This window comes from Flavobacteriales bacterium (assembly GCA_016704485.1).
Taxonomy (GTDB): Bacteria; Bacteroidota; Bacteroidia; order Flavobacteriales_F; family PHOS-HE28; genus PHOS-HE28.
Genome location: JADJAA010000001.1, coordinates 1,753,282 through 1,775,482, shown reverse-complemented (window position 1 = coordinate 1,775,482; position 22,201 = coordinate 1,753,282). Strand labels below are relative to the sequence as shown.

17 protein-coding genes are annotated in these 22,201 nt (G+C 48.5%); 7 read left to right on the top strand and 10 right to left on the bottom strand.

Annotation, left to right across the window (positions count from 1 at the left end; all coding sequences use genetic code 11):
• Positions 1-4: 4 nt before the first annotated feature.
• From IPF95_07455 to IPF95_07430, 6 genes are all read right to left on the bottom strand, one after another.
• Complete coding sequence (locus IPF95_07455; GenBank protein MBK6474533.1) at positions 5-451, bottom strand: GPW/gp25 family protein; 447 nt, start codon at positions 449-451, stop codon at positions 5-7.
• Entirely contained in the window at positions 451-2,277 is a 1,827-nt protein-coding gene (locus tag IPF95_07450) for a hypothetical protein (protein ID MBK6474532.1), read from the bottom strand. The genes IPF95_07455 and IPF95_07450 overlap by 1 nt, the downstream gene beginning before the upstream one ends.
• Before the next feature lie 392 nt (positions 2,278-2,669).
• Complete coding sequence (locus IPF95_07445) at positions 2,670-4,034, bottom strand: DUF5458 family protein (protein MBK6474531.1); 1,365 nt, start codon at positions 4,032-4,034, stop codon at positions 2,670-2,672.
• Between the two features lie 23 nt (positions 4,035-4,057).
• Positions 4,058-4,516 carry a hypothetical protein gene (locus IPF95_07440; protein MBK6474530.1) on the bottom strand — a complete coding sequence of 153 codons (459 nt, stop codon included), beginning with the start codon at positions 4,514-4,516 and terminating at the stop codon, positions 4,058-4,060.
• Positions 4,517-4,527: 11 nt separating this feature from the next.
• Complete coding sequence (locus tag IPF95_07435; GenBank protein MBK6474529.1) at positions 4,528-6,999, bottom strand: ATP-dependent Clp protease ATP-binding subunit; 2,472 nt, start codon at positions 6,997-6,999, stop codon at positions 4,528-4,530.
• Between the two features lie 358 nt (positions 7,000-7,357).
• Positions 7,358-8,074, bottom strand: coding sequence for a LytTR family transcriptional regulator DNA-binding domain-containing protein (locus IPF95_07430; protein MBK6474528.1), 717 nt, complete (start codon positions 8,072-8,074; stop codon positions 7,358-7,360).
• A gap of 760 nt (positions 8,075-8,834) precedes the next feature.
• Between IPF95_07430 and IPF95_07425 the strand changes: the two genes are divergently transcribed.
• The 6 genes from IPF95_07425 (at position 8,835) to IPF95_07400 (ending at position 15,156) form a co-directional block, all read left to right on the top strand.
• Positions 8,835-10,499 (top strand): glycosyltransferase family 39 protein, encoded by a 1,665-nt coding sequence (locus IPF95_07425; protein MBK6474527.1) that lies wholly within the window; start codon positions 8,835-8,837, stop codon positions 10,497-10,499.
• A 58-nt stretch (positions 10,500-10,557) separates the two neighbouring features.
• Entirely contained in the window at positions 10,558-12,384 is a 1,827-nt protein-coding gene (locus IPF95_07420) for a T9SS type A sorting domain-containing protein (GenBank protein ID MBK6474526.1), read from the top strand.
• Positions 12,385-12,488: 104 nt separating this feature from the next.
• Positions 12,489-13,172 (top strand): VOC family protein, encoded by a 684-nt coding sequence (locus tag IPF95_07415; protein MBK6474525.1) that lies wholly within the window; start codon positions 12,489-12,491, stop codon positions 13,170-13,172.
• 82 nt (positions 13,173-13,254) lie between these two features.
• Entirely contained in the window at positions 13,255-14,418 is a 1,164-nt protein-coding gene (locus tag IPF95_07410) for an aminotransferase class I/II-fold pyridoxal phosphate-dependent enzyme (GenBank protein ID MBK6474524.1), read from the top strand.
• Between the two features lie 43 nt (positions 14,419-14,461).
• Positions 14,462-14,716: a ribbon-helix-helix protein, CopG family gene (locus IPF95_07405; GenBank protein ID MBK6474523.1), complete on the top strand. Its 255-nt coding sequence runs from the start codon at positions 14,462-14,464 to the stop codon at positions 14,714-14,716.
• A complete protein-coding gene (locus tag IPF95_07400; GenBank protein MBK6474522.1) occupies positions 14,713-15,156 on the top strand; it encodes a PIN domain-containing protein in 444 nt (147 codons plus the stop codon). Before IPF95_07405 ends, IPF95_07400 begins: the two co-directional genes overlap by 4 nt.
• Before the next feature lie 3 nt (positions 15,157-15,159).
• Here IPF95_07400 and IPF95_07395 read toward each other — a convergent pair whose 3' ends face one another.
• The 4 genes from IPF95_07395 to IPF95_07380 form a co-directional block, all read right to left on the bottom strand.
• The gene (locus IPF95_07395) at positions 15,160-16,593 is read right to left on the bottom strand and encodes an efflux transporter outer membrane subunit (GenBank protein ID MBK6474521.1); all 1,434 of its coding nucleotides are present in this window, start codon (positions 16,591-16,593) and stop codon (positions 15,160-15,162) included.
• Between the two features lie 46 nt (positions 16,594-16,639).
• Positions 16,640-19,885, bottom strand: a complete 3,246-nt coding sequence (locus IPF95_07390; protein MBK6474520.1) for an efflux RND transporter permease subunit — start codon at positions 19,883-19,885, stop codon at positions 16,640-16,642.
• A gap of 21 nt (positions 19,886-19,906) precedes the next feature.
• Positions 19,907-20,989: an efflux RND transporter periplasmic adaptor subunit gene (locus tag IPF95_07385; GenBank protein ID MBK6474519.1), complete on the bottom strand. Its 1,083-nt coding sequence runs from the start codon at positions 20,987-20,989 to the stop codon at positions 19,907-19,909.
• 161 nt (positions 20,990-21,150) lie between these two features.
• The gene (locus tag IPF95_07380) at positions 21,151-21,561 is read right to left on the bottom strand and encodes a hypothetical protein (GenBank protein ID MBK6474518.1); all 411 of its coding nucleotides are present in this window, start codon (positions 21,559-21,561) and stop codon (positions 21,151-21,153) included.
• Between the two features lie 149 nt (positions 21,562-21,710).
• On the opposite strand from IPF95_07380, the gene IPF95_07375 reads away from it, so the two are divergent.
• Entirely contained in the window at positions 21,711-22,169 is a 459-nt protein-coding gene (locus tag IPF95_07375; protein ID MBK6474517.1) for a DUF1801 domain-containing protein, read from the top strand.
• Positions 22,170-22,201 lie beyond the last annotated feature (32 nt).

The window sequence follows — 22,201 nt, the reverse complement described above, 5'->3', positions numbered from 1 at the left end:
GGGCTCAGTCAGTGGCGAACGGGCTCAGCAGTATATTGTCCTGCAACTCAAATTTCTCATTGGTTGCTCGCAGCTTTGCACTGACAACTAAGTTAAGTTTCTTTTTGAGCCGTTTGCTTACTTTGAATTCTTCCTTAAGTTCGAATTCCATTTGGCTCACTTTGGCCTGAACATGAATGTCTGTGAGCCTTGTTTCATACTTCTCTAGGACTTCCTGGATGTTGCATCCCAATTGCTCCACCCAAACCCTTGTGGTCTGTTGGTGCTCAAACTCAGCTTCCCAAACCTCACAACCAAAGTTTTGATCAAATTCAAACTCACCGTGGGAAGTGAGCAATAATAGATGCACGTAGAAAGAAATGCTCTCACTTACACTGCATTGCGGAAATATTCGAGTACCGAAGAAGTGGTCAAAATCCAACGGGATCCTATAGCCTGTGACCACTTCCATCAATTGATCTGGACGATTCCACCTTTTATCGTGGTCAATGCCCCCCCCTTCAATTCAACGGTTGCATTACCCATTACGGTTGTTTGCGCAGCACTCATGCTGGCTTTTGCGGTGCCATCCAGCGTTAAGTTCTTGCTTGCGCTAATAGCATTATCCATGCCTGCGGCCAATTCCATATTCTTGCTGGCGCTCGCCTTCATGTTACCCCCGCCACTCATGGTAAGATCAGCGGCAACATCCAGTGCGTAGTTCTTACCCACGCTCATGGTGAATTCCTCACCCACGGTTATGTTCATGTTCTTGCCTGCCTCGAAATTAATGTCACCCTTGCTCGCAATGGTCAGCACACCATCATCCTTGCAACTGAGCACCATGCTGTTCTTCCCATTGCGTATGGTGAGTACGCCGTTGTCGTTGAAGATGATCTCATTGCCGCCCAGCGTTTTTATCGCCTTGATCTTGTTATCGTCATCGTAATGCTTGTCCTGCTTGTTCTTTCCATTGTACAAGGTACCTATCACGTAGGGCACTTCGGCCATGCCCATTTCAAAGCCCACCATCACTTCATCATTGATCTCGGGAACAAAGTAGAACCCGCGGCCCTTGCCCGTATGTGGCTGTACCATACGTAACCAAGGTGATATGGCTGCGCCCCATGGGAATTGCACTTTTACCCGACCCATTTTTTCGGGATCCTTGTTATCTGTGACCACCGCAACGCAATCATTCATTTTGGGGGTAAGAATGGGCACTTCCGCCGGAATGCCAGAATTGACCGGTACTGCATGAAATTGGTTCGAATAGTTGTCTCTGCCGTTGCAAGAATGAGTTACGGACATTACAATGTAGTTACCGCCATATGCAAAGCCTTCCAAAGCAATGGTAGCGCCCACCTGCATTTCTGCTAGGTCTGACGAGCCTGTTATGCTGAACACGGCATTGCTCTTGCCTTGTTTCAAATTGTCCAGCCGTTGCTTCACAGCATCCTTCCCCAAAAACAATTCTTCACCTTCTGGAATGGAGGGATGAGGCATAAAGTTGGCATCTGAAGCAGGATACAAGTTCACCGATGTATCTTCTACTAGTTGCGCATTGGCATCATCATGGCTTGGTGAGGCACCTTTTACCTCGAATTTATCGTGCTTCAAATAATCCCAACCTCGCACCTGTGCCACTGGCCCAGAAAGGTTGAAACCGAAGTGGAGTGAGCCAGTGCGATCAGGCGTGAGTTTAAGTTCCTTGCCCGTTTTAACGCCCAAGGAAATAGTTTGCCCATCGTAGTAGAACCACTCGCCACATTGATGCATGATGCGACACATGTAATTGAAATCGGTCTCGTTGTATTGTATCGAAAACGGGATCTTCTCGGCGTATGACAAGTTATCCTCGGCCTGCAGCTTGTTAACAAGGTTACTGGCAATAACGCTTTCGTACAACGGCTTCAACTTCAACTCACTGAACGAATTAGTGTTGGGCACACCATCCATCAAAATAGTTGGACTGGCACCCTGAATGCGCACGTTCATGTAATTCCCACGTTCATTGTACACTGAGACATCGGTGATGATCCCTTTGAAAGATGATGCATCGGTGCCTTGACTGTTTTCCTTGAATGTGCCTGTCTCCCAATCAATGGTAATGTCCTTTCCTACTAATTCCGCGATGATGTCGAATAGCTTTTCGTTATCTGGTTCTATGGAGGCACTAGGCACCACAAGATCAAACTTGTGGTGCGCGAATATGCTTTGCTGAACGCTCAATGAACGAATACTTATCAAAGGATCCAGGCCATCTATATTGACCTCAAGAAAAATTCTTTCTGCCATCGTTGTGTCCGTTATTTGATTCTTGGGTCAATTTAGCTGCACAAGCAGAACTACATTACGATCAATCCACAAACGGCAATCCTAGCGGTATTAAATGCGTTGTTGGATCGTTCAGTAAATTGCATGACCATCAGACCATCAACTACCTATTCACATTATAAGGCGACCCGATCTTCCCGCATCACCGATGTCGCGGGAAGCTCCAATATTATGCTGTGCGTAGTCGAAGTTTCATCGATGCTTCACCAAAACAGTATTTCCGAAACTACGAACATACAACAGCCATATTATCCCGCATCGTTGCCGTCGCGGGACGTCTCAATGCAAAACAGATCCGCATCTTCGGGCTACCTTGGTATGCGAATGGTACTACTTGACCACAGCAGGACTTCTTACTGTTGCGCGTATTCACTCTGCCATTCGGCGCTGTCGGGGTCATCACCTTTACGCCCATCCAGTTTGAACACGTAGTTCTTGGCAGGGAAGTAAGGCGTCATGTGTATGTCCAAGAAGATGCGATCCTTTTGGTTGGGATCTTGCTCAAAGCGAAGTATCTTGAATTTCTCGATGAGTTTACCTGGGCCACAAATGCCGTCCAGGAATTTCACGATCTGCGCACGGATCTCACGTTGCGTTTTAGCATTAAAATTCTCAAACGCACGACGGTTCAGGAAATCCATGAGCACTTTGCTGATGTAATCGAACACGCGCACTACCGAGTATGTCTGCAGGCCAATGTTATCGCCATTGAAAAGGGTTTTGGCACTAAAAGCCATAACCTTACCATATTCGTTCACCATGGGCACCAGGCCCATTTTTTCCATTTCGGCAATTTCGCCTTTTCGCAGGTCAAAAGTCACTCCATCCACCTCAGCAAGTGAACCGTGCTTTTTCCCAGCTGCCACTTGACTCATAAGTGTACGGTACATCTGCCCTGCAAGGGCACCTGCGGGAGGAACAAAAAGATGTTCTTCTTCCCCAAATTCCTCTGCCTTTTCGCGTCCCACGAGCCAGTTGGCACTCATGACCACATTACTTTTGTACGTATCGCCACCAGCCAAATTCGCGTTCTGGAACAATTCCATTACGTCATCAGGCGTATCCAAGTGCTGAAAATCAGTGACAAGCATAGCCTTATTCTTATGGCAGAATTTGGCCCATTTTTCTACAACTTTATTGCTTCCGAGGTAACCCGGCACCACTACCAATCCGTAGTTGTCGCGCAGGTCCAGTCGATCATAACAGTCCGCAAGTTCATTCTCCACATTATCAATAAAGGTGGTATTGTCCAGATCAGAGGCTTGCTCTAATGAGGCATTCATAATGTTCACGTTCTTGATCTTATCGCTCTCGGTGTTCTTATAGAAAAGCGCTAATCCACGGTAAGACCTCTCCATTTCGGCTGTAGCATCCAAGGCGTTCTTCAGATTTTTCTTGTACACTTTCTCTGCGCTTTCGCTTTTTGCTTCGCATTGGCCAATTATCTCGGTTATATCATCCGACCCGGTCAATGTGTCTATCCACAATTGCAGTTTACCTTTTAGGTTCGCACGTTCCACCGCATTGTGCGCCTCGGTAAGAAAGATCTGCTTTCTAGCTTTACGTTCAGGATTCAGGTTCTGTGCACCTTCTATCACACTTTCGAATAGGTCGAAGCCTCCGAATTTCACTAAGGCATCCAGATTGGCTTGTAAGCCACCCTTTACACCTTCTTTCACCTTTTCATTTGCCTCTGGGGCTTTCTCTTGGTCTGACATGATCGTGTGTTGTTAGTGTCTGGTTATTTCTTAGCACTTAGTTCCAATTCCTGTGTCATTTCCTTCAGTACCTGAACAAAGGCGGCCTTTGCTTCGGGATTCTGCATGGCACTTACCATGATCTTATTGCTCCGCAGTTGTTTAACAATGCGGTTCATCTCATTCTGTCTAAGGTTCAGATCTTGCAAGAACCTGCTTTGTTTTGTAAGTCCTTTGGCACCAAAATCGCCTAGGTTCTTGAAACTCATTTCTTCTTTTACCTCGGCACCGGATTCATCCGAGAATTCTGCCTTAATGGTAGGTTTGTAATGTTCAAACACCGCTTCCACATTGGTCAGGCCTTTAACGATCACGGGCTTCACTGCATCATCACTCGTGAGTTTACTGATCATTAGTGTTTTGTTCATGGGAAGTTCGGCCATGCCTTCACTTCCTTCTTCGGGCCTTTCGGTACCCCCTATTCCGTATTCAAACTGGCTCATGTGGGTTGGTTTTAATTATCAAATATCTTGAATTCCAGCTCATCTCCAACGAAATTCGCCTGAATAGTTTGTCCTTTTTTCACTTTCTGACCAATGATCATTCGCGATATTGGACGACGCAGCCGGTTGCGGATAACTCCCCTTAACGGCCGGGCACCGTACTTTGGAGTAAATCCTTCCATTGCCAATCTCTTGCGCGTCTCCTTATCGAGATCAAGGAGTATATGCTGCTTCTCCAGTGCTTTTTCCAATTGCCTTAGCTGTAAGCCGAAGATGAACTCTACGGTATCCTCATGGATCGGGCGGAAGGGAAGTATCTCTGTAAGTCGAGCAAGGAATTCCGGGCGGAAGTGGTTCCCCATGATCTCCATCAGGTCGCTACTCTTAGGTATATCGCCCTTTTCAAATTCAGTTATGATATGCTCACTACCAATGTTACTCGTGAATAGAATAACCGAGTTGCTAAAGTCACCTTCCTTACCCAAACGATCGTGCAATTTACCTTCGTCCAGTATTTGAAGGAAAAGATCGAATACCGACGGGTGCGCCTTCTCGATCTCGTCGAACAGCACAATGGAATAAGGCTGCTGGCGGATCTTATTCACAAGTAGCCCACCCTCCTTATATCCGACATATCCCGGAGGAGCGCCATACAATAGCGCTGCGCTGTGTTCTTCTTTGAATTCGCTCATATCGAAGCGGATCAAGCTATTCTCGTCGGAGAAAAGGAATTCCGCAAGCGCTTTTGCGAGTTCGGTCTTTCCCGTTCCAGTTGGGCCAAGAAAAAAGAAGGAGCCAATTGGAAGTTCGGCTTTAGTGAGTCCGGAACGCGACTCAAGTATAGAGTCAGCCAAGATCTTAATAGCATGATCCTGCCCGATCACACGCCCTTTCAGGGTCTCCTCCATATTCAGCAGTCGCTCCTTTTCTTGGCTTTGCACTTTACCAATGGGAATTCCGGTCTTGTAGGCTACGACCGCAGCAATATCATCCTTCTCCACAACTTCCTTCTTAGTACCAGAAAGCTGTTCCAACTTAACCAATGTTGTGGTCAAGTGTTTGCGCAGATCGCCTACGTCCTCTATTTTCAGAACATCGGTCTCATCCTCAAGCTTGCCTAATATTACAGGGCTAAGCAGGTTGTTCATTTCCAAATTGAAATACCGCAGTTTTTCCAGGCTTTTGTCGTCATCGGCAATTTCAGCCAGCTTAGCAGTGAGAGAACTGATATCCGTACCGCTGGTATCGTTCATCATTCGAATTGAAGCAAGTGTGCGATCGATCAGATCAAGAGCAGCATCCGGCAGACGTCGTTCTTTCATGTAGCGGCGAGCCAATCGGATCGCTTCAACAATACCGGCATTCTCTACTTTCAAACTATGGTGCTGCTCGTAAAATGGAACAACCGTCTCGAGCATTTTCTGGCACACATCATCAGTAGGTTCTTCCACACGCACTATTTCAAAGCGGCGCATGAATGCCTCCTCGCCTTCTAAGAACTCCCGATACTCGTCATTGGTTGTAGCACCTATAACGGTGAGTTCTCCACGTGCCAGCTCCGGTTTCAATAAGTTGGCACAACCGGAAAGCCCACGATTCTCATCCATTAAGGCATGGATCTCGTCAATAAAAAGAATAGCCTTGTCAAAAGACTTGACGGCGTTCACCACCTTTTTGATCCGGTCCTCAACTTCGCCTTTATAGCTGGCGCCGGCCACTAAGGCACCAAGATCAAGTTCAAACAGTCGAGCACCTTTAAGGTGCGTAGGTACGTTGCCTTCATTGATATTGAGTGCAAAGCCATCCACCAGTGCCGTTTTCCCTACACCCGGATCGCCGATAATAATTACGTTCGGCTTGCTACGGCGCCCAAGTATCTCGCTTACTTGGCGCACTTCACGGTCACGGCCCACAATAGGGTCAATTTTTCCCTGAGCAGCCAGTTCGGTCTTGTCCACACAATACTCGCCGAGCGATTTGGCATTTGTCGAGGCAGCGGAACCATTATTACCAGTTTGAATACCGCTTGCAGCATGTCCTTCTGTTGCCACCTTGGGAGCATCGATGTTATCGAAAAGCTCTGTGCGAGTTACTGGGAAGGATTTTAACTGTTCGTAACTGAATCCGACTCCGGGAGTGCAAAGCGCAATAAGCAAGCACATAGGGTCTGCCTCAGCTCTACCCAATTTTATTTTCACAAAATCCGCTTCGCGCAGCACTGCATCAATTTGTGCGTCGGGCATAGGTTCCGGCACTGGTCCTGTGCCTTTGGGGTACCCCTCAATGCGCACGTCGGCCCATTCGCGCATGTATCCAATATCCTTATGTATACCATCCATGAATGGTACCAAGCCGACTTCTTTGCGTAACACGGAACGAAGCATATGGCAAGAAGAGAATTGGCTGTGCGCATATTCCTTGGCAATGGTTTTGGCAAAATCAATCGTATCGATCACCTGATCAGTGACTCCTTCTGCAATCATGTTCGTTAGTATAGATGTTTGATCGGTTTGGCCCCTAAAGTATCACAAAGGAGAACAACTGCTTGAAGTACAGGAATTTTCTCATTTCCCTTCAGTGAGCTTTGGGGTTCATGCTTTCGATTTAACACAAACATGTCCAGGTCCACTTTCAACTTAGTCAGCTCTCTCAATAAAAGTTGGCGTTGGAGCCCATCTATCGTTGAAGTTCTTAAGCTCCGTTTATAGATCTCCGTATTACATATCAATCGATGCAAAACCTCTTCGGCTTTCGTAGGGCTATAGTTTGGGATCGGTTTGCCCAAATAGAACCTTAGTTCGGAGCGTACTTGCTTAATATGGGTCACAACATCCTTCATGATCATACCCCCATTAGGGCTGCGAATTCGTTTTTTCTACTTCTACCAATGTGGATCACTTTGTGATCGCTCATTATCACATGGCCACCTTCACTGCGCACATAGCTTTCCATGTGTTCCAAGTTAAGCACATAGCTTTTATGCACACGAAAGAAGCGTCTACTATCAAGCCTGGTCTCAAAATATTTCAGATTTTTGGAGATCAGGTGAGTTTCAAATACGGTGACCAAGCGGGTGTACTCTTGATCAGCTTGGCAATAGATAATATCCCTTGGGTCCAAGAAAATGTTCCCTTTTGTAGTAGGTAGAGATAGCTTATTGAATTTGTATTGGGCGACACCCGCGCTTGCCGATTGAAAGGTAGTAGGATTGGAAAACCGTTGTTCCTCCTTCAACCTTTTTAAGGTACGGCGCAATTCAGTCTGAGAAAACGGCTTTAGCAGGCAATCGAATTTCCCGCCCTTTAGGCTTTGGTGAACATAGTTGGCTTCTTTGGCTAAAAAGATAATTCTCGAGCCACGCACGGGCGCGTTACCCAAGACGTCCAGTCCGGTAAACCAAGGAAATGTAATGTTCAAGAAAATGACATCGGCACGCATCATCATTGCCCTAGCGTAGCCATTGGTTGCATCGGTCTGTATGCCAAGCAGTTCCAGATCGTCAGCAAGTCTCTTTATTTCTACCTCCAGCTGTTTGTTGGTCTGTTGATCATTATCCACGATCAAGCATGTAACCTTATTCCCGCTCCTCATAAAAATGTGTCATTTAGAGTAGTACTGAAAATTGCTCTTAGCCAATTCATCACTTAATTGCTCCATTCATAACCCGAGACCCATTCGCTTCGCTAACCCGATCGAGTGACTGACCGTTTCAACTGCGTAGCTGCACGCAACCAAGGGCAGTTCAACTAAATGCGCCACATACATCACTCTATCGATCCACTCAGTCTCCATTTGTACAACCACCCTTTATACGTCAAAATAAAAGTAAGAAACATCTACCATTGCCTCATAAGCAGATGCATTCTTATGCACCAACAGCTGCTTTGCTAAGATCCTGATCTTCATGTCAAATAAAGGAAACCGTTCCTTGCGCAGCTATTGGTATAAGACTTGGACTTCATTGACAATGCGTTACGTTGATGATCATTGATGGGACAAAGCAATGGCGACCAACACTGATGCACAATACCCAATAATGGGTATATGGCCATGTTCTTCAAAGACCCGGGAACTGACCTGATGTGAATAGCGTTACGCATCCGGCGCTGGCCGAAAATCGGATCGATCACGTGCAGAAGGGAAGCCTACAGAGTTATTAGCCTACCTTGATACCCTCATCTCAACAACGACATTTCTTACATCTTGACTTTACCGATCAACGGTCCTAAGGATGGGGTAACTTCAATTATTCCATTTTTCTGTTCGCCCTAAGCAGAACCACTAACCCTTTCTCCGGTTTTACCTTGGCCCTGTGAAAATGACCGGAACCTCTTTACGCTGGTATATCCTTATCGTATTGGGTACATTTCTATTATTTGTGCCTGGTCTTGGTGCGGTCCATTTATTCGATTGGGACGAGATCAACTTCGCGGAGATAGCTCGGGAAATGTTGGTCACCGGCGATTGGCTCCAACCCCGGATCGACTATTTGCCCTTCCACGAAAAGCCGCCGTTGTTCATTTGGTTCCAGGCGATCAGTATGTCTGTATTCGGTGTGAATGAATTTGCTGCCCGTCTACCCAATGCGATCTGCGGAATTGTAACGTTACTGGTCCTCTTCCGGATCGGCAAGCGCTTGAAGAATGAGACCTTCGGTGCGTTGTGGGCTTTGGCGTACATCGGATCCATACTCCCCCATTTGTATTTCCGCAGTGGGATCATTGATCCGTGGTTCAACCTCTTCATCTTTCTCGGGTTGGATCAGTTCATTCAACTTGTTGCAGCTGATCGAAAAAAGGGCTCGCAACACGCGATCCTGTCCGGGCTTTTCCTCGGACTGGCGGTAATGACCAAAGGACCGGTCGGTGTCCTGATCCCCGGACTGACCATCGTGATCTTCTGGGTGCTGAACAAATTCAGATCGATCGTTCATTGGCGTTCCATCATTTTAGGGTCGCTAGCGGTCCTCGCGACGATCAGCATTTGGGCGATAGTCGATTACACCAAGAACGGCCCGGACTTCATGATCGGTTTCTTCTGGCGTCAGGTGGCGATGCTCACCACCGAAGATGCCGGGCACGGTGGTTTCTTCGGATATCATTTTGTAGTACTTCTGATCGGATGTTTCCCGGCATCGTTGTTCGCCGTTCAAGAAATGATCCGGCCCTCGCACCGCGCTATTGCTGCCGCAGATACCAAAAGTGAACCATACGCAACGAGCATCATATCCTACCGCAAATGGATGCTCATTCTCTTCTGGGTTGTTCTCATACTGTTCAGTTTGGTAAAAACGAAGATCGTGCACTACAGCAGCTTGTGCTATTTCCCGCTGACGTATTTGGCGGCTTTACAACTGGAGCGCATTTGGGCAGAGCGCACTTCGTTCGGTTGGAGCCGGTGGGCGATTGGGATATTGGGTGTCTTGTTCTCCGCGATCATTTTCGCAGTGCCGATACTTGGACAGCACATAGAGCTGTTAAAACCATTGTTCGCGCAGGATCAATTCGCCCTGGCCAATATGGATGCCGATGTTCAATGGAACCTGATCGCTTGCACAGCAGGTCTCTTTCTGTTGGCAACACTTATCGTGAGCCACTTCCTGCACAAGCAGCAAAAGTTCAGAGCAAGTATCATCACCACGTTCGGCGGAACGGCGTTGTTCGTTTGGCTAACGCTGTTCTTCTTTATCAACAACATCGAAGGGTACTCACAACGCGCGGCCATTGAATTCTTCGAAGCGAGACAAGATGAAAAATGCTACGTGATCACGCGGAATTACAAAAGCTATGCGCAGTTGTTCTACACAAAAAAGCCAGTGGTTACGGACGCGCGCTCGTACTCCGACAACTGGCTCCTGACCGGCGAGGTTGATCGCCCGGTCTATGTGGTTTGCAAAGTCACCAATGCGAAAGAGGCAGCCGCCGAACCCACGTTGAAGGAGCTTTACCGGAAGAACGGTTTTGTGTTCTTTGTACGGGAATAGGAATTCTAGTCAGGACCACGGAATTGTGTTAGATTCACGTGACCAAATCAACCGGATCATGAAACACATTACAACCGTATTTCTCGCGTTCTTATTCACCGTGTTCAGTTGTGACCAGTTACGAGCACAAGGCGATACATGTACAACCGCGCTGCTGATCGGAAGTGGTATCCACCATGCCGATGGTCCGACCACAGGTTCCGGAATAGTCTTGTCCAACGGGAGCAACTGTGGCGCGACTGGTAGCAATGGCGATTGGTACAAATACATCCCAACATTCACTGGTATGATCAACATCACATCATGTAATACGCTGAACAACCAACAGGACGATGATACTTATGGTCACGTACTCACCGGTACCTGCGACTCGTTGATATGCTTGGGCTTCAACGATGATATGGGAAGCAATTCTTGTCCGAATTACAATTTTGCGACCTATTTGGACATTGCTGTAACAGCAGGAGAAACCTACTACATCGTATGGACCAACTTATTCGACAGTGATGATTTCTACTGGACCTTGACCGAATGCTTCGGAACAGTGCAGGGCACCGCGTTCAAAGACTACAACGATAACAGTGTTCGAGATAGTTCTGAAGCCACGGTGAATACCATGTTGCAAGTTGAACCCGGAGGGCAATACGTTTATGCGGGATCGGACCCGTACAGTTTCTGCACGGAACAAGGCGCGTACACCATCTCTGTACCGAACCCGCCTTTATATTATTTACCCGTGCCAGCGACCCGCACCTATTCAGTAAACACGCAAGGCGAGTTCGTTCCTGGAATGGATTTCGCGTTCCAATCCATTGTAGATGTTTACGATGGGGAGGCCAACATTTGGGGTTGGAGTCCATGGATCGGAAATGAAACCCATTACAACGTAACCTATTGCAATATAGGAACAGAGCCGTTGGATGGCGAGATCGTTGTTACGCTCGATCCTCTTACGGAATTCGTATCGAGTATCCCAACCAACGTTACCGCCGCTGGGCAGACAGTTACCTGGTCCGTTAGCAATTTACTTCCCGGTCATTGCGCGTACATCTACCTCACCTACCTCACGGATAGCACCGCAATTGTAACGGATACCGTTTCGGCCTTTGTGCAATTCAACATAACAGGTGTAGAACAAACACCAGAGAATAATTTCGATATGATCATCGATAATCCCACCACGTCATTGGATCCGAATGAAAAACTCGTGAATGTGACCAGCATTACCGAACAAGAGATCATGGATGAAAAAGCATTGGAATACGTGGTCCATTTCCAGAACACTGGAACAGCACCTGCACAACGCGTAATTGTTCGAGATGTGATCGATACTGATCTTGACCTAAGCACTTTCCAAATGATCGGAGCCACACACCCATATACGATCTGGGTGGAAGGACGCGAGATCGCGTGGACCTTCGCGAACATATACTTACCGGACAGCACCACGGAACTGGAAGGCAGCCAAGGTGGCTTCAGCTATCGCATTTTGGCAAATGCGAACAGCATGCCCGGCACCTCAATAACCAACCGTGCGGATATCTATTTCGATTACAACGAACCCGTATTGACCAATACAGTTGAAACGGTAGTTGCCACACCACAAGCCATTGATGAATTTGTTGTGTATGATGATGGCCTAGGCGTTTATCCTTCACCGAGCACTGGCATTCTTTCTATTGGCTGGCAGCGTGGTGAGCTAACGAATGGCCAGATCACCGTGTTCGATGCATTGGGCAGAAACGTAGAAACCCAAAACGTACAGCGCATTGGTGGCGGCACTTTTGTAAACATGGACTTGAGCGAATTACCGCAAGGGACTTACACCGTTTGGTTGCAGGGCGAAGGTGTGAATGCGCGGACGCGCTTTGTAATTGCACGATAAATTTGATGAACAAAAATGAGAAGGGTGCTCGCAAGGGCACCTTTTGTCATTGTTAGGAAATACGACCTTTGTCCTAACGCAACACGTTTTCACTGACAACCTTGATGACCGGACATATCCACACACCAACACCTGACCTTGCCAAGAGCATCGACTTCTACAAGCGTCTCGGGTTCACCGTGGCCTCGGAAGGAACTCCAACACTGATCACGGATGGCGACATTACCATTGAGATCAACGCTGAACGTACTGCCCGCGCGGGAGTTGCTCTTTATGATAATAATTGGGGTGATGTGATTCCGAAACTGAATACGCCAACGCACCCGTGCAAAGGCGGCCATGTATGCGCGGACCCGAACGGAATTTGGATCTACATGCTGGATGGCGATGCACCGGTTGTTCCGAAAACAGACATCAAGGGTACCATCCTTGGCAAGTGCATGGGCGTGACGATCGAGACCACGGACATGGCGCGCTCGGTGGCGCTATGGCAAGCGCTTGGCTTTGCGATCACCATGGGCACTGCGGAAAGTGGCTGGGTGGTCGTATCGGCAGAAGGATGTCCGGGTGTGAGCATCATGAAGCCGCTTATGTGCCCGCATTTGTTCTTCAATCCATCGCTTACCTACTTCAATGGAAAGGTAGGAAACCCTGTGGTGATCGAGAACGTGCGAAAGGCCGGCATACCGATCACGGAAGAAATCTCGCACTTCAATAAAGACGGTATAGTCGACAACATCATCATTCGTGATCCGGGTGGTTATGGGTTCTTTTTGTTCAATGACTAAGTTTGATCGAGTGTTTTATGTGGACAACGCGCATCTGAAACAAGACTAGGATAAGCGCAACATAGAGATACACTTTTTATAAATGCCGAACGATCTATCCCACATCCTTACCCATCTCGGCGAAGACCGTGAGCGCGGCTATGATGCCGTAGTACCGCCCATCATTCAGAGCGGGAATTTCACATACCCTACTGTTGCGGCCATGCGCGCCGTAGTGCAAAAGGAAATGGAGAAGCCGTTGTATTCGCGGGGGTTCAATCCGACCGTTGGTGTTTTGCGGGAGAAGATCGCGGCGTTGGAAAATGCGGAAGATGCGTTGGTATTCAGCAGCGGAAGTGCCGCAGTCGCATCGGCGGTGATCAGTTTCGTAAAGGCCGGGGATCATATTGTGTGTGTAGAAAAGCCCTACAGCTGGACGAAGAAATTGCTCATTGAACTGTTACCTCGCTTCGGAGTGGAACACACCTTCGTGGATGGCACGGATCCAGAGAACTACCGCAAAGCGATCAGACCGAATACGACCTTCTTCATCCTTGAATCACCGAATTCGTTGACGTTTGAATTGCAGGATATTGCTGCGGTTGCTTCAATCGCGAAAGAGAAGAACATCATCACGCTGTGCGATAACAGTTTCAATAGTCCGCTTTTCCAGAACCCATTGGATCTGGGTATGGACATGGTTGCTCACAGTGCTACCAAGTATATCAACGGCCACAGTGATGTTGTTGCGGGTGTGCTCGCCGGATCGAAAACGATGATGCGCCAGGTGATGCAAAAGGAATTCATGACCTTGGGTGCTTGCCTATCACCACACGATGCATGGTTGATCATCCGTGGCCTTCGCACGTTGGAATTGCGTGTGAACCGAAGCGCTGATAATGCGGAGAAAGTTGCTCAGTTCCTGAAAGGGCATCCGAAAGTGAAGAAGATCCATTGGCCGGGTTTGCAAAGTCATCCGCAACATGCACTTGCCAAAAAGCAAATGAAGCGTGTTGCCGGTTTGATGAGCATCGAATTGAACGCACCGGATGAAGCCGCCGTGGAGCGCTTCTGCGATAACCTAAAAACCTTTCTGATCGCGGTAAGCTGGGGCGGCTATGAAAGCTTGCAATGGCCGGTGTGTGCGTTGAAAGGTCCGAGCGGATACTATACTGATCTACCCTTTACCATGATCCGATTGTACGTAGGCTTAGAAGACCCGGACCTGTTGATCGCAGATCTGGAACAAGCGTTGGTACGGGTGTGATGCCCAAAACCCATAATTATGGGTTTTGGCTTACCTTAGTGGCATGAAAACCACGATAGAGCTTCCTGACGACCTGTTACAAGCCTTACGTATACGCGCTGCGGAAGAGGGGCGGAGCATGAAGGCATTGCTGACCGAAGCATTGCGGTCCTACTTCGGGAAACAGCCAAAAGCCAAAAAGCCGCGGATACTGAAATATCATGAGATGCCGATCATAAAAGACGGAAAACCTGCAAAGCAGGGTGAGGAGATCACACCAGAGCGGGTTGCTGAGGTCTTATGGGGAAGTAAGGAATGAGCATAACTTTTCTTCCGGATGTGAACATCTGGTTTGCTTTATCCAGAAAGGAGCATCAGTTCCATTTGTCAGCGTATGATTGGATCTCATCTGTGCCAGCCCATGACCGGATACATTTCAATCGTTCTACTCAACAAAGTCTCTTACGCTTAGTGACAACATCGGCAATAATGCACGCGTATTCCGCCAAGCCCTTGACCAACACCGATGCATGGACCAGACAAAATGCCTGGTATAAAGATGACCGCATTAGCTTCGTGGATGAACCACCACAGCTCGAGCCACAATGGCGTTCATTTGGTGCTATCGGCACTGCATCACCAAAACTATGGATGGATGCCTATCTGGCGGCATTCGCAATTGCTAGCAATGCGCAATTGGTCACCACCGACAAGGCTTTCCGACAATTCAAAGGGTTAGATCTGCTGGTGATCGCATAAGATCTACCTCCACCCACCACCCAGTGCGCGGTACACATTCACCTTCGCGTTCAACCGTAGCTTTTGTGTTTCAACCAGCTCGAAACGAGAGTCCAATGCATCGCGCTGGGTGAGTAGCACTTCCATGTAATCGGCACGCGCGGAAAGGAATAAGCTATTGGAGATCGTGATCGATTCCTGCAACGCTTGCACACGTTGCGCACGTAGCGCGTAGCTCTTGTTCAAGTTGCCGATGTTGGATACTTGATTAGCCACTTCAACATACGCATTCAGGATCGTACGTTCATAGTCATACACGGCTTGGACCTGTTTCGCATTCGCAGTGTAATAAGCCGCCTTGATCGCATTTCTGTTGATCAATGGAGCCACCAGGTCACCTGCCACATTGAAGATCAAGGACTGCGGCGTTGTGAACAAGTATTCGGGATCGAATGCACGGAAACCTACACCGGCACTGAGACCTACCGAAGGATAGAACCTAGCACGTGCGGACTTCACATCCAGTTTAGTGGCGGTAAGTTCTTGCTCGGCTTGTCTAATATCAGGACGATTCGCCAGAAGTTGGGCGGGTAGGCCGGCCAATACAGTATCGGGCTTCAGGCTACTGAATGTTTGTGCATTCCGTTGGATGGGTCCGGGAAAGCGGCCTACAAGAAAATTGAGGTGATTCTCCATCTCCGTGATCTGTTGTTGAATTTCGAACTGCATACTTCGTGTATGGAACACTTCCGCCTCGAACCTGCGCACTGCCAATTCAGTAACGCGCGTAGCTTGCTTCTGCTGCCGCACGATGCTCAATGCACCACTTTGGATCTCAATGTTCTGTTGCACGATCAGTAATTGATTATCCAATGCGAGCAGTTCGTAGTAAGAATTGGAGATCTCCGCGACAAGGTTCGTCACCATGAAATTCTTTCCTTCCACCGTGCCCAAATACCTGCAGTAAGCAGCCTTCTTTGCATTGCGCAACTTTCCCCAAACATCCACTTCCCATTTAGCATAAAGACCGATCATGTAATCCGGCAATGGCTCCGGGGTTTCAACATCGGGCATGATGTCCGTGGTGGCTTCGCTGGAACCTTTGCTTGTGTAGCGGCCCACTTTATCCACTTCTGCACTACCGAGTGCACCAATGAACGGCAGGTACTCCCCTTTTCTGGCTTTGACCTCATATTGCGCGGTGCGTATCTCTTGCAACATGATGTTCAGTTCCTGGTTGTTGCTCAACGCGGAATCGATCAACACATTCAAGTATGGGTCGTTGAAATAGGCTTTCCACTTCACACTGGACGTATTGGTGGAATCTGTGGAGCCGGAATAGCTGGCGGGAACCGTTCTGTTCTCGGTGCGTTTCACCAATGCCGTACTGCTGCACCCATAGCATACCATTGCGATCGACACCATGGTGAACAAAAGTTTGTGATCCTTCAATATCATCCTTTGTGTTGCGAATGGCTTCGTGAACCAATTAGCACGCTTTCGATCATTCATCCTTCTTGCGTTTCAACAGATTCTTTAACTGCTCATTCAATTTCTTGAACTCCTTGCGCGCTGTTCTGTCCTCCTCCCCTTTGCGCACGAACTGTTCGGATACAGGTTCATCATCTTCTTCCTGGATCAGTTTACGCCCAACGATCATGGTGGCGAATACATAGTACAGTCCAGGGATGATCAGCACTCCGAGCAGCGTTCCTACGAGCATACCACCCAATGCGGAAGAACCGATGGTGCGGTTCCCGATCGCACCCGCACCTGAAGCGGTAACCAACGGAATAAGTCCTGCAATGAATGCGAAGGAGGTCATCAGGATCGGGCGGAATCGAGCTTTTGCACCTTCAATGGAGGCTTCCAATACGCTGGCGCCAGCGCGCTGTTTCTGTACGGCAAATTCCACGATCAGTACCGCATTCTTACCCAATAGACCGATCAGCATGATCATACCGATCTGGGCGTAAACATCATTCGCCAAGCCCATTACCTTCAATAGCAGGAATGAACCGAGTACACCTACCGGCAACGAAAGAATAACGACCAATGGCAGAACAAAACTCTCGTATTGAGCGGCCAGCACGAGGTACACGAAAATGAGTACGATCAAGAAGATGAATATGGCTTCGTTCCCACGTCTTGCTTCATCGTAAGAGAGTCCTTCCCACGCAATATCATACCCTCTCGGAAGTGTTTCCTTGGCCACTTCCTGTATGGCCTTAATGGCATCACCGCTGGTATATCCGTCTACCGGTAAACCACGAATTGTGGCAGAGTTGTATAGGTTGTATCGCGTGATCTCGTTCGGTCCGAGGCGTTTTTCGAAGTGCATGAATGATGAGTAAGGGACCATCAACCCTTCTTCATTCTTAACGAACAGTGCACCAAGATCCGTTGGGTCCTTCCTGTATTCCGGCGCGGCTTGGGCGTAAACCTTGAAGAAGCGGCCGAAGCGGATGAAGCCCTGCTCGTATGTACTTCCGATCAAGATGTTCAGATTCTCCACCGCTTTACCGATGGAAACGCCCTTCTGCATTGCGAGATCGTTGTCAATGATCATTTCGTACTGTGGGAAGTTCGCTGCGTAAAATGTGAACAGACCAGTGAGTTCCTTTCGCTTCTGCAGTGCATCCATGAATTCGTTATTGATCTTCTCGAATACATGGTAATCCGTGTTGTTGGTCTTATCGACCATTCGCATGGAGAATCCTCCCGATGAACCGAAACCCGGAACAGCGGGTGGCTCGAAGTATTCGATCACGGCGCCGAGATCCTTTGTCTTCTCCTCCAGTTCCTCCATCACCTGGTTCACATTCTTGTTGCGCTCGTCCCAAGGTTTCAGGTTGATCAAACAGGTACCAGCGTTCGATCCGCGACCCTCGGTCATGATCTCATAACCGGCAAGAGAAGAAACTGATTCCACTTCCGGGATCTCCTCACAGATCTTCTGCAGCTCTTGCGCTACTTTATTGGTGGTCTCCAATGTGGATCCAGGCGGCGTTTGTACGATGGCATAAATTGTTCCTTGGTCCTCGCTTGGAATAAAGCCTGCGGGCAACACTTGGCTGGAGAGATATACCCCTACGCAGAATGCTCCGAGCATACCGAATGTGAGCACCCTCCGAACAACGATCTTGTTGAGTATCGCCACATAGCGACCAGTGATCTTCTCGAAGCCATTATTGAACCAGTTGATGAAACGGTCCATGATGGACTTCTTCTGGCCCTCGCTTTTGGGAGGTTTCATCAGCATGGCGCAGAGCACCGGCGTGAGCGTAAGTGCCACTATGGCCGAGATAATGATGGACCCGGCCATGGTAATGGAGAATTGCCGGTAGAATACACCAACAGGCCCCGTCATGAATGAAACCGGGATGAATACCGATACCATCACCAACGTGATGGCGACGATGGCGCCACCGATCTCACCCATCACCTCCTTCACCGCAACGTATGGGGTGATATTATGGTTGGCCTCCATCTTGGCATGTACCGCTTCCACCACCACGATCGCGTTATCCACCACGATACCGATCGAGAGCACCAATGCGAACAGCGTGATCAGGTTGATGGACAGATCGAATAGCTGCATCACGAAGAAGGAGCCGATCAACGAAACAGGAACCGCGATGATCGGGATCAATGTGGATCGCCAATCACCCAAGAACAGGAATACGACCAACGCTACCAGAATGAATGCATCGCGTAACGTGTGCAACACTTGTTCGATAGAGGCATCCAAGAACGTAGAAACGTCGTAGCTTACTTTGTATTCTACACCGGGAGGCATGAATTCCTTCAATTCCTCCATTTTTTCTTTCACCTGCGCTATCACATCACTCGCGTTACTGCCCAAGGTCTGTTTCAATACGATCGAGGCGGATGGCTTTCCATCCAGATTCGAGTAGATGTCGAAGAACTCGCTGCCTAATTCCACAGCCGCAACATCCCGCAGCCTGATCATTTCACCTTCCTCATTCGCTCGAATGATGATGTCCTTGTACTGTTCGGGTTCGTTGAATTGTCCTTTATAGACCAGCACGTATTCCAGAGATTGTGCCTGGATCCCTGAGCTTTGTCCCAAACGACCGGGGCGGGCGATGAGGCTCTGTTCCTCCATCGACTTCATGACCTCTTCTGCGGAAATATTGTAGGCCCGCATGCGGTCAGGCTTCATCCAAACGCGCATTGCGTACTTACGACTACCAAGTATCTGGGCTTGTGCCACACCTGTAATGCGCTGGATCTCGGGTATGATCTGTGTGAACGCATAGTTGTACAGGAAAAGTTCATCCGCATCCTCTGAATTCCCAAAGAGGTTTACGTACATGAGCATGCTCGGCTGTACCGGGGTAATGATCACACCCTCACGCTGCACCAGCAATGGGAGGTTCGGCATCACCTGGTCCACACGGGTCTTCACCCGCACAACCGCTTCATTAGGATCGGTGCCGGGCTCGAAGATGATGCGGATCGTTCCCTCACCCGCACTCGTGGCATCAGAGGCGATATAACGCATGCCTTGCACGCCATTGATCGCAGTCTCCAATTGAATGATCGTCGACTTGGTAAGTACGTCGGCGCTGGAACCGGGATAAGCGATAAAAATGTTCACCGTGGTAGGTGCGATCTCCGGGAATTGGGAGGTGGGCAACTGCTGCATTGCGAGCAGTCCGACGAATACAATGACCACCGATATTACGATGGCCAGAACGGGGCGATGGATGAAGTTCCTGAACATGGATCAGCTGTATTTGTCAGATCACTCGGCGTAAAGGTCCAAGTGCTTGATCACCGAATCGGCAGGCACTGTTCTGAAATCAATATGATCCAACTCCTTCACCTTACGCAAACCTTCCAATAGAATGTGATCAGTTTCCTTCAGCCCTTCACTTACAACGAAAAGGTGCTGTAGTTCCTGTGCTACCGTAATAGGTCTGCTCTTTACGACACTGTCCTCTCCGATCACGAACACGTACCTGTGATCCAGGATCTCGAAGGTTGCTTTCTGCGGGATCACGAGGACGTTGTCCAATTCGGAATCCATAAGGATGCTACCCGTCTCGCCATGACGCAGCAACATATCCGGATTTGAAAAAGTAGCTCTGAACGCAATGTTCCCTGTCGTGTTATCGAAATCCGATTCAATGGCCGTGATCACACCTCCCTGATCAAAAGTCTCTCCGTTCGCCATCTTCAGGCGGACCTTGGATCCATTGTCGGCCTCTGAATTGCGTTTGTATTTCAAGTACTCTGCTTCGGGCACGTTGAAATAGACCCACATGGAACGGTTATCGGATAATTCGGTCAGTAGATCTCCTTCATCCAGCAACGAACCTTTCCGCACATGGAAGCGACCTATGATCCCATCGAACGGAGCCTTGATATCGGTAAAGCCTAAGTGCGCTTGGGCCATTGACAATTCTGCACGAGCCTTGTCCAAACGTGCTTTAGCGAGTGCTAATTCATTCGGCGATACAACGTTACTGTCAGCCAGTGCCTTGGTATTCTGGTATTCGATCTGTGCGAAATCGGCTTCAGCTTCGGCACGGCTAACTTCTGCCAAATAAAGCACCGGACGGATCTTGAACAGGGACTGACCTTCTTTCACATGCTGGCCTTCATCCACGAAAATTCCTTCGAGGTAGCCGCGTTCCAATGCACGCAGTTCAATGTGTTGAATGGAGTGGATCTGGCTGACATACTCCCGTGAGATCAACGTATCAACAAGCAAAGGGCTAGTGACAGTAAATGTTGTTCCATGCTCCTCCTCTTTATGTTCGGAAGTGCAACTGGTCTGGAAGAGCAGAATGATGGATCCTGCGAAAAAGAGACTTGCTCTCATAGTTGAAACTGCTGGGAAATGGTTCAAGAACTGTGGGCGGATCGTTGGAACGCTCAGTGAGCATTCCAATTCATGGCCGTTGACCTAGCAATGGCGCATGGATTTTCATACGGTATAATACCGTAGCACGGGCAGGATCACGATGCCCGTTCAAGAAAACTTCAAATGCGAAAAACCTGAAAGCGCACGAATGCGGGAAGCGCTGCAGCCAAATACGCTGGGTTAACGGATGCGTTCAGAATAGCGGATCGTTGAGTACTCACACTCGATCTATCAGCGTGCGCATTGGTGAAATAACGTTGGTGATGATACACCGTCGAAGGTTCCAACCGGAGTTCTTCTTCTTTAGCCGTTTCAACTTCGGCAATAATTTCCATACCTACATGTACACCATGTGTTTCGCTGTCCGCGCGTAATTCCATTGCCAGAATAGCAGTATGATCCGGTGTAACCACAACCGTGTGACCTTGTGGTTCCAAACCTCCATCGCTATGAAATGCACCTGCTTGTCCCAATGCGTATAGCACGAATAGGACAGAGAGGAATAAAGCGTTAAAGACTGCTTTTAACATCGAGGGCGCAAATGTATGTCCACAAATTATCGGCGTTGTACGTTGGACCCTTCAATTTTGTTAATGACTGGTTAATGTTCTAACCTTGAGCACGACTCGCCGCCAACGGCTTGGCTCAAACTGTCCACTCACGACTGATGATCACAACAATGCAAAGCAAAGCCACCACCCCCGACGCCTACATGGATGAACTGCCTGAGGAGCGGAAAGCTGCTGTAAAGAAGTTAAGGAGCACAATTATGAAGAACCTACCGAAAGGCTTCGCTGAGGTCATGAGCTATGGCATGATCGGTTACGTGGTCCCTCACAGCAAATACCCCAGTGGGTATCACTGCGATCCCAAATTACCGTTACCGTTCATGAACATCGCATCGCAAAAGAATTTCATTGCGCTGTACCATATGGGGATCTATGCGGACAAGAAATTGTTGAATTGGTTCATGACCGAATATCCGAAATACGTTACTGGGAAACCGGATATGGGCAAGAGTTGCATCCGATTCAAGAAACCAGAACACATTCCCTATGAGCTCATAGGTGAACTCGTTAAAAAAATGAATGCGGACGACTGGATCGCTCTCTATGAGAGGGCTTTCAAGAAGAAGTGATAACCCGACTACTTCGTTATAGAAGGGACCCT

Bases quoted from the DNA above. Each gene is read 5' to 3' on its own strand.
- IPF95_07450 (MBK6474532.1), bottom strand. From the start codon at position 2,277: ATGGCAGAAAGAATTTTTCTTGAGGTCAATATAGATGGCCTGGATCCT.
- IPF95_07435 (MBK6474529.1), bottom strand. From the start codon at position 6,999: ATGATTGCAGAAGGAGTCACTGATCAGGTGATCGATACGATTGATTTT.
- IPF95_07405 (MBK6474523.1), top strand. From the start codon at position 14,462: ATGAAAACCACGATAGAGCTTCCTGACGACCTGTTACAAGCCTTACGT.
- IPF95_07410 (MBK6474524.1), top strand. From the start codon at position 13,255: ATGCCGAACGATCTATCCCACATCCTTACCCATCTCGGCGAAGACCGT.
- IPF95_07380 (MBK6474518.1), bottom strand. From the start codon at position 21,561: ATGTTAAAAGCAGTCTTTAACGCTTTATTCCTCTCTGTCCTATTCGTG.
- IPF95_07395 (MBK6474521.1), bottom strand. From the start codon at position 16,593: ATGATATTGAAGGATCACAAACTTTTGTTCACCATGGTGTCGATCGCA.
- IPF95_07385 (MBK6474519.1), bottom strand. From the start codon at position 20,989: ATGAGAGCAAGTCTCTTTTTCGCAGGATCCATCATTCTGCTCTTCCAG.
- IPF95_07390 (MBK6474520.1), bottom strand. From the start codon at position 19,885: ATGTTCAGGAACTTCATCCATCGCCCCGTTCTGGCCATCGTAATATCG.
- IPF95_07455 (MBK6474533.1), bottom strand. From the start codon at position 451: ATGGAAGTGGTCACAGGCTATAGGATCCCGTTGGATTTTGACCACTTC.
- IPF95_07440 (MBK6474530.1), bottom strand. From the start codon at position 4,516: ATGAGCCAGTTTGAATACGGAATAGGGGGTACCGAAAGGCCCGAAGAA.
- IPF95_07445 (MBK6474531.1), bottom strand. From the start codon at position 4,034: ATGTCAGACCAAGAGAAAGCCCCAGAGGCAAATGAAAAGGTGAAAGAA.
- IPF95_07400 (MBK6474522.1), top strand. From the start codon at position 14,713: ATGAGCATAACTTTTCTTCCGGATGTGAACATCTGGTTTGCTTTATCC.
- IPF95_07415 (MBK6474525.1), top strand. From the start codon at position 12,489: ATGACCGGACATATCCACACACCAACACCTGACCTTGCCAAGAGCATC.
- IPF95_07425 (MBK6474527.1), top strand. From the start codon at position 8,835: ATGACCGGAACCTCTTTACGCTGGTATATCCTTATCGTATTGGGTACA.
- IPF95_07420 (MBK6474526.1), top strand. From the start codon at position 10,558: ATGAAACACATTACAACCGTATTTCTCGCGTTCTTATTCACCGTGTTC.
- IPF95_07375 (MBK6474517.1), top strand. From the start codon at position 21,711: ATGCAAAGCAAAGCCACCACCCCCGACGCCTACATGGATGAACTGCCT.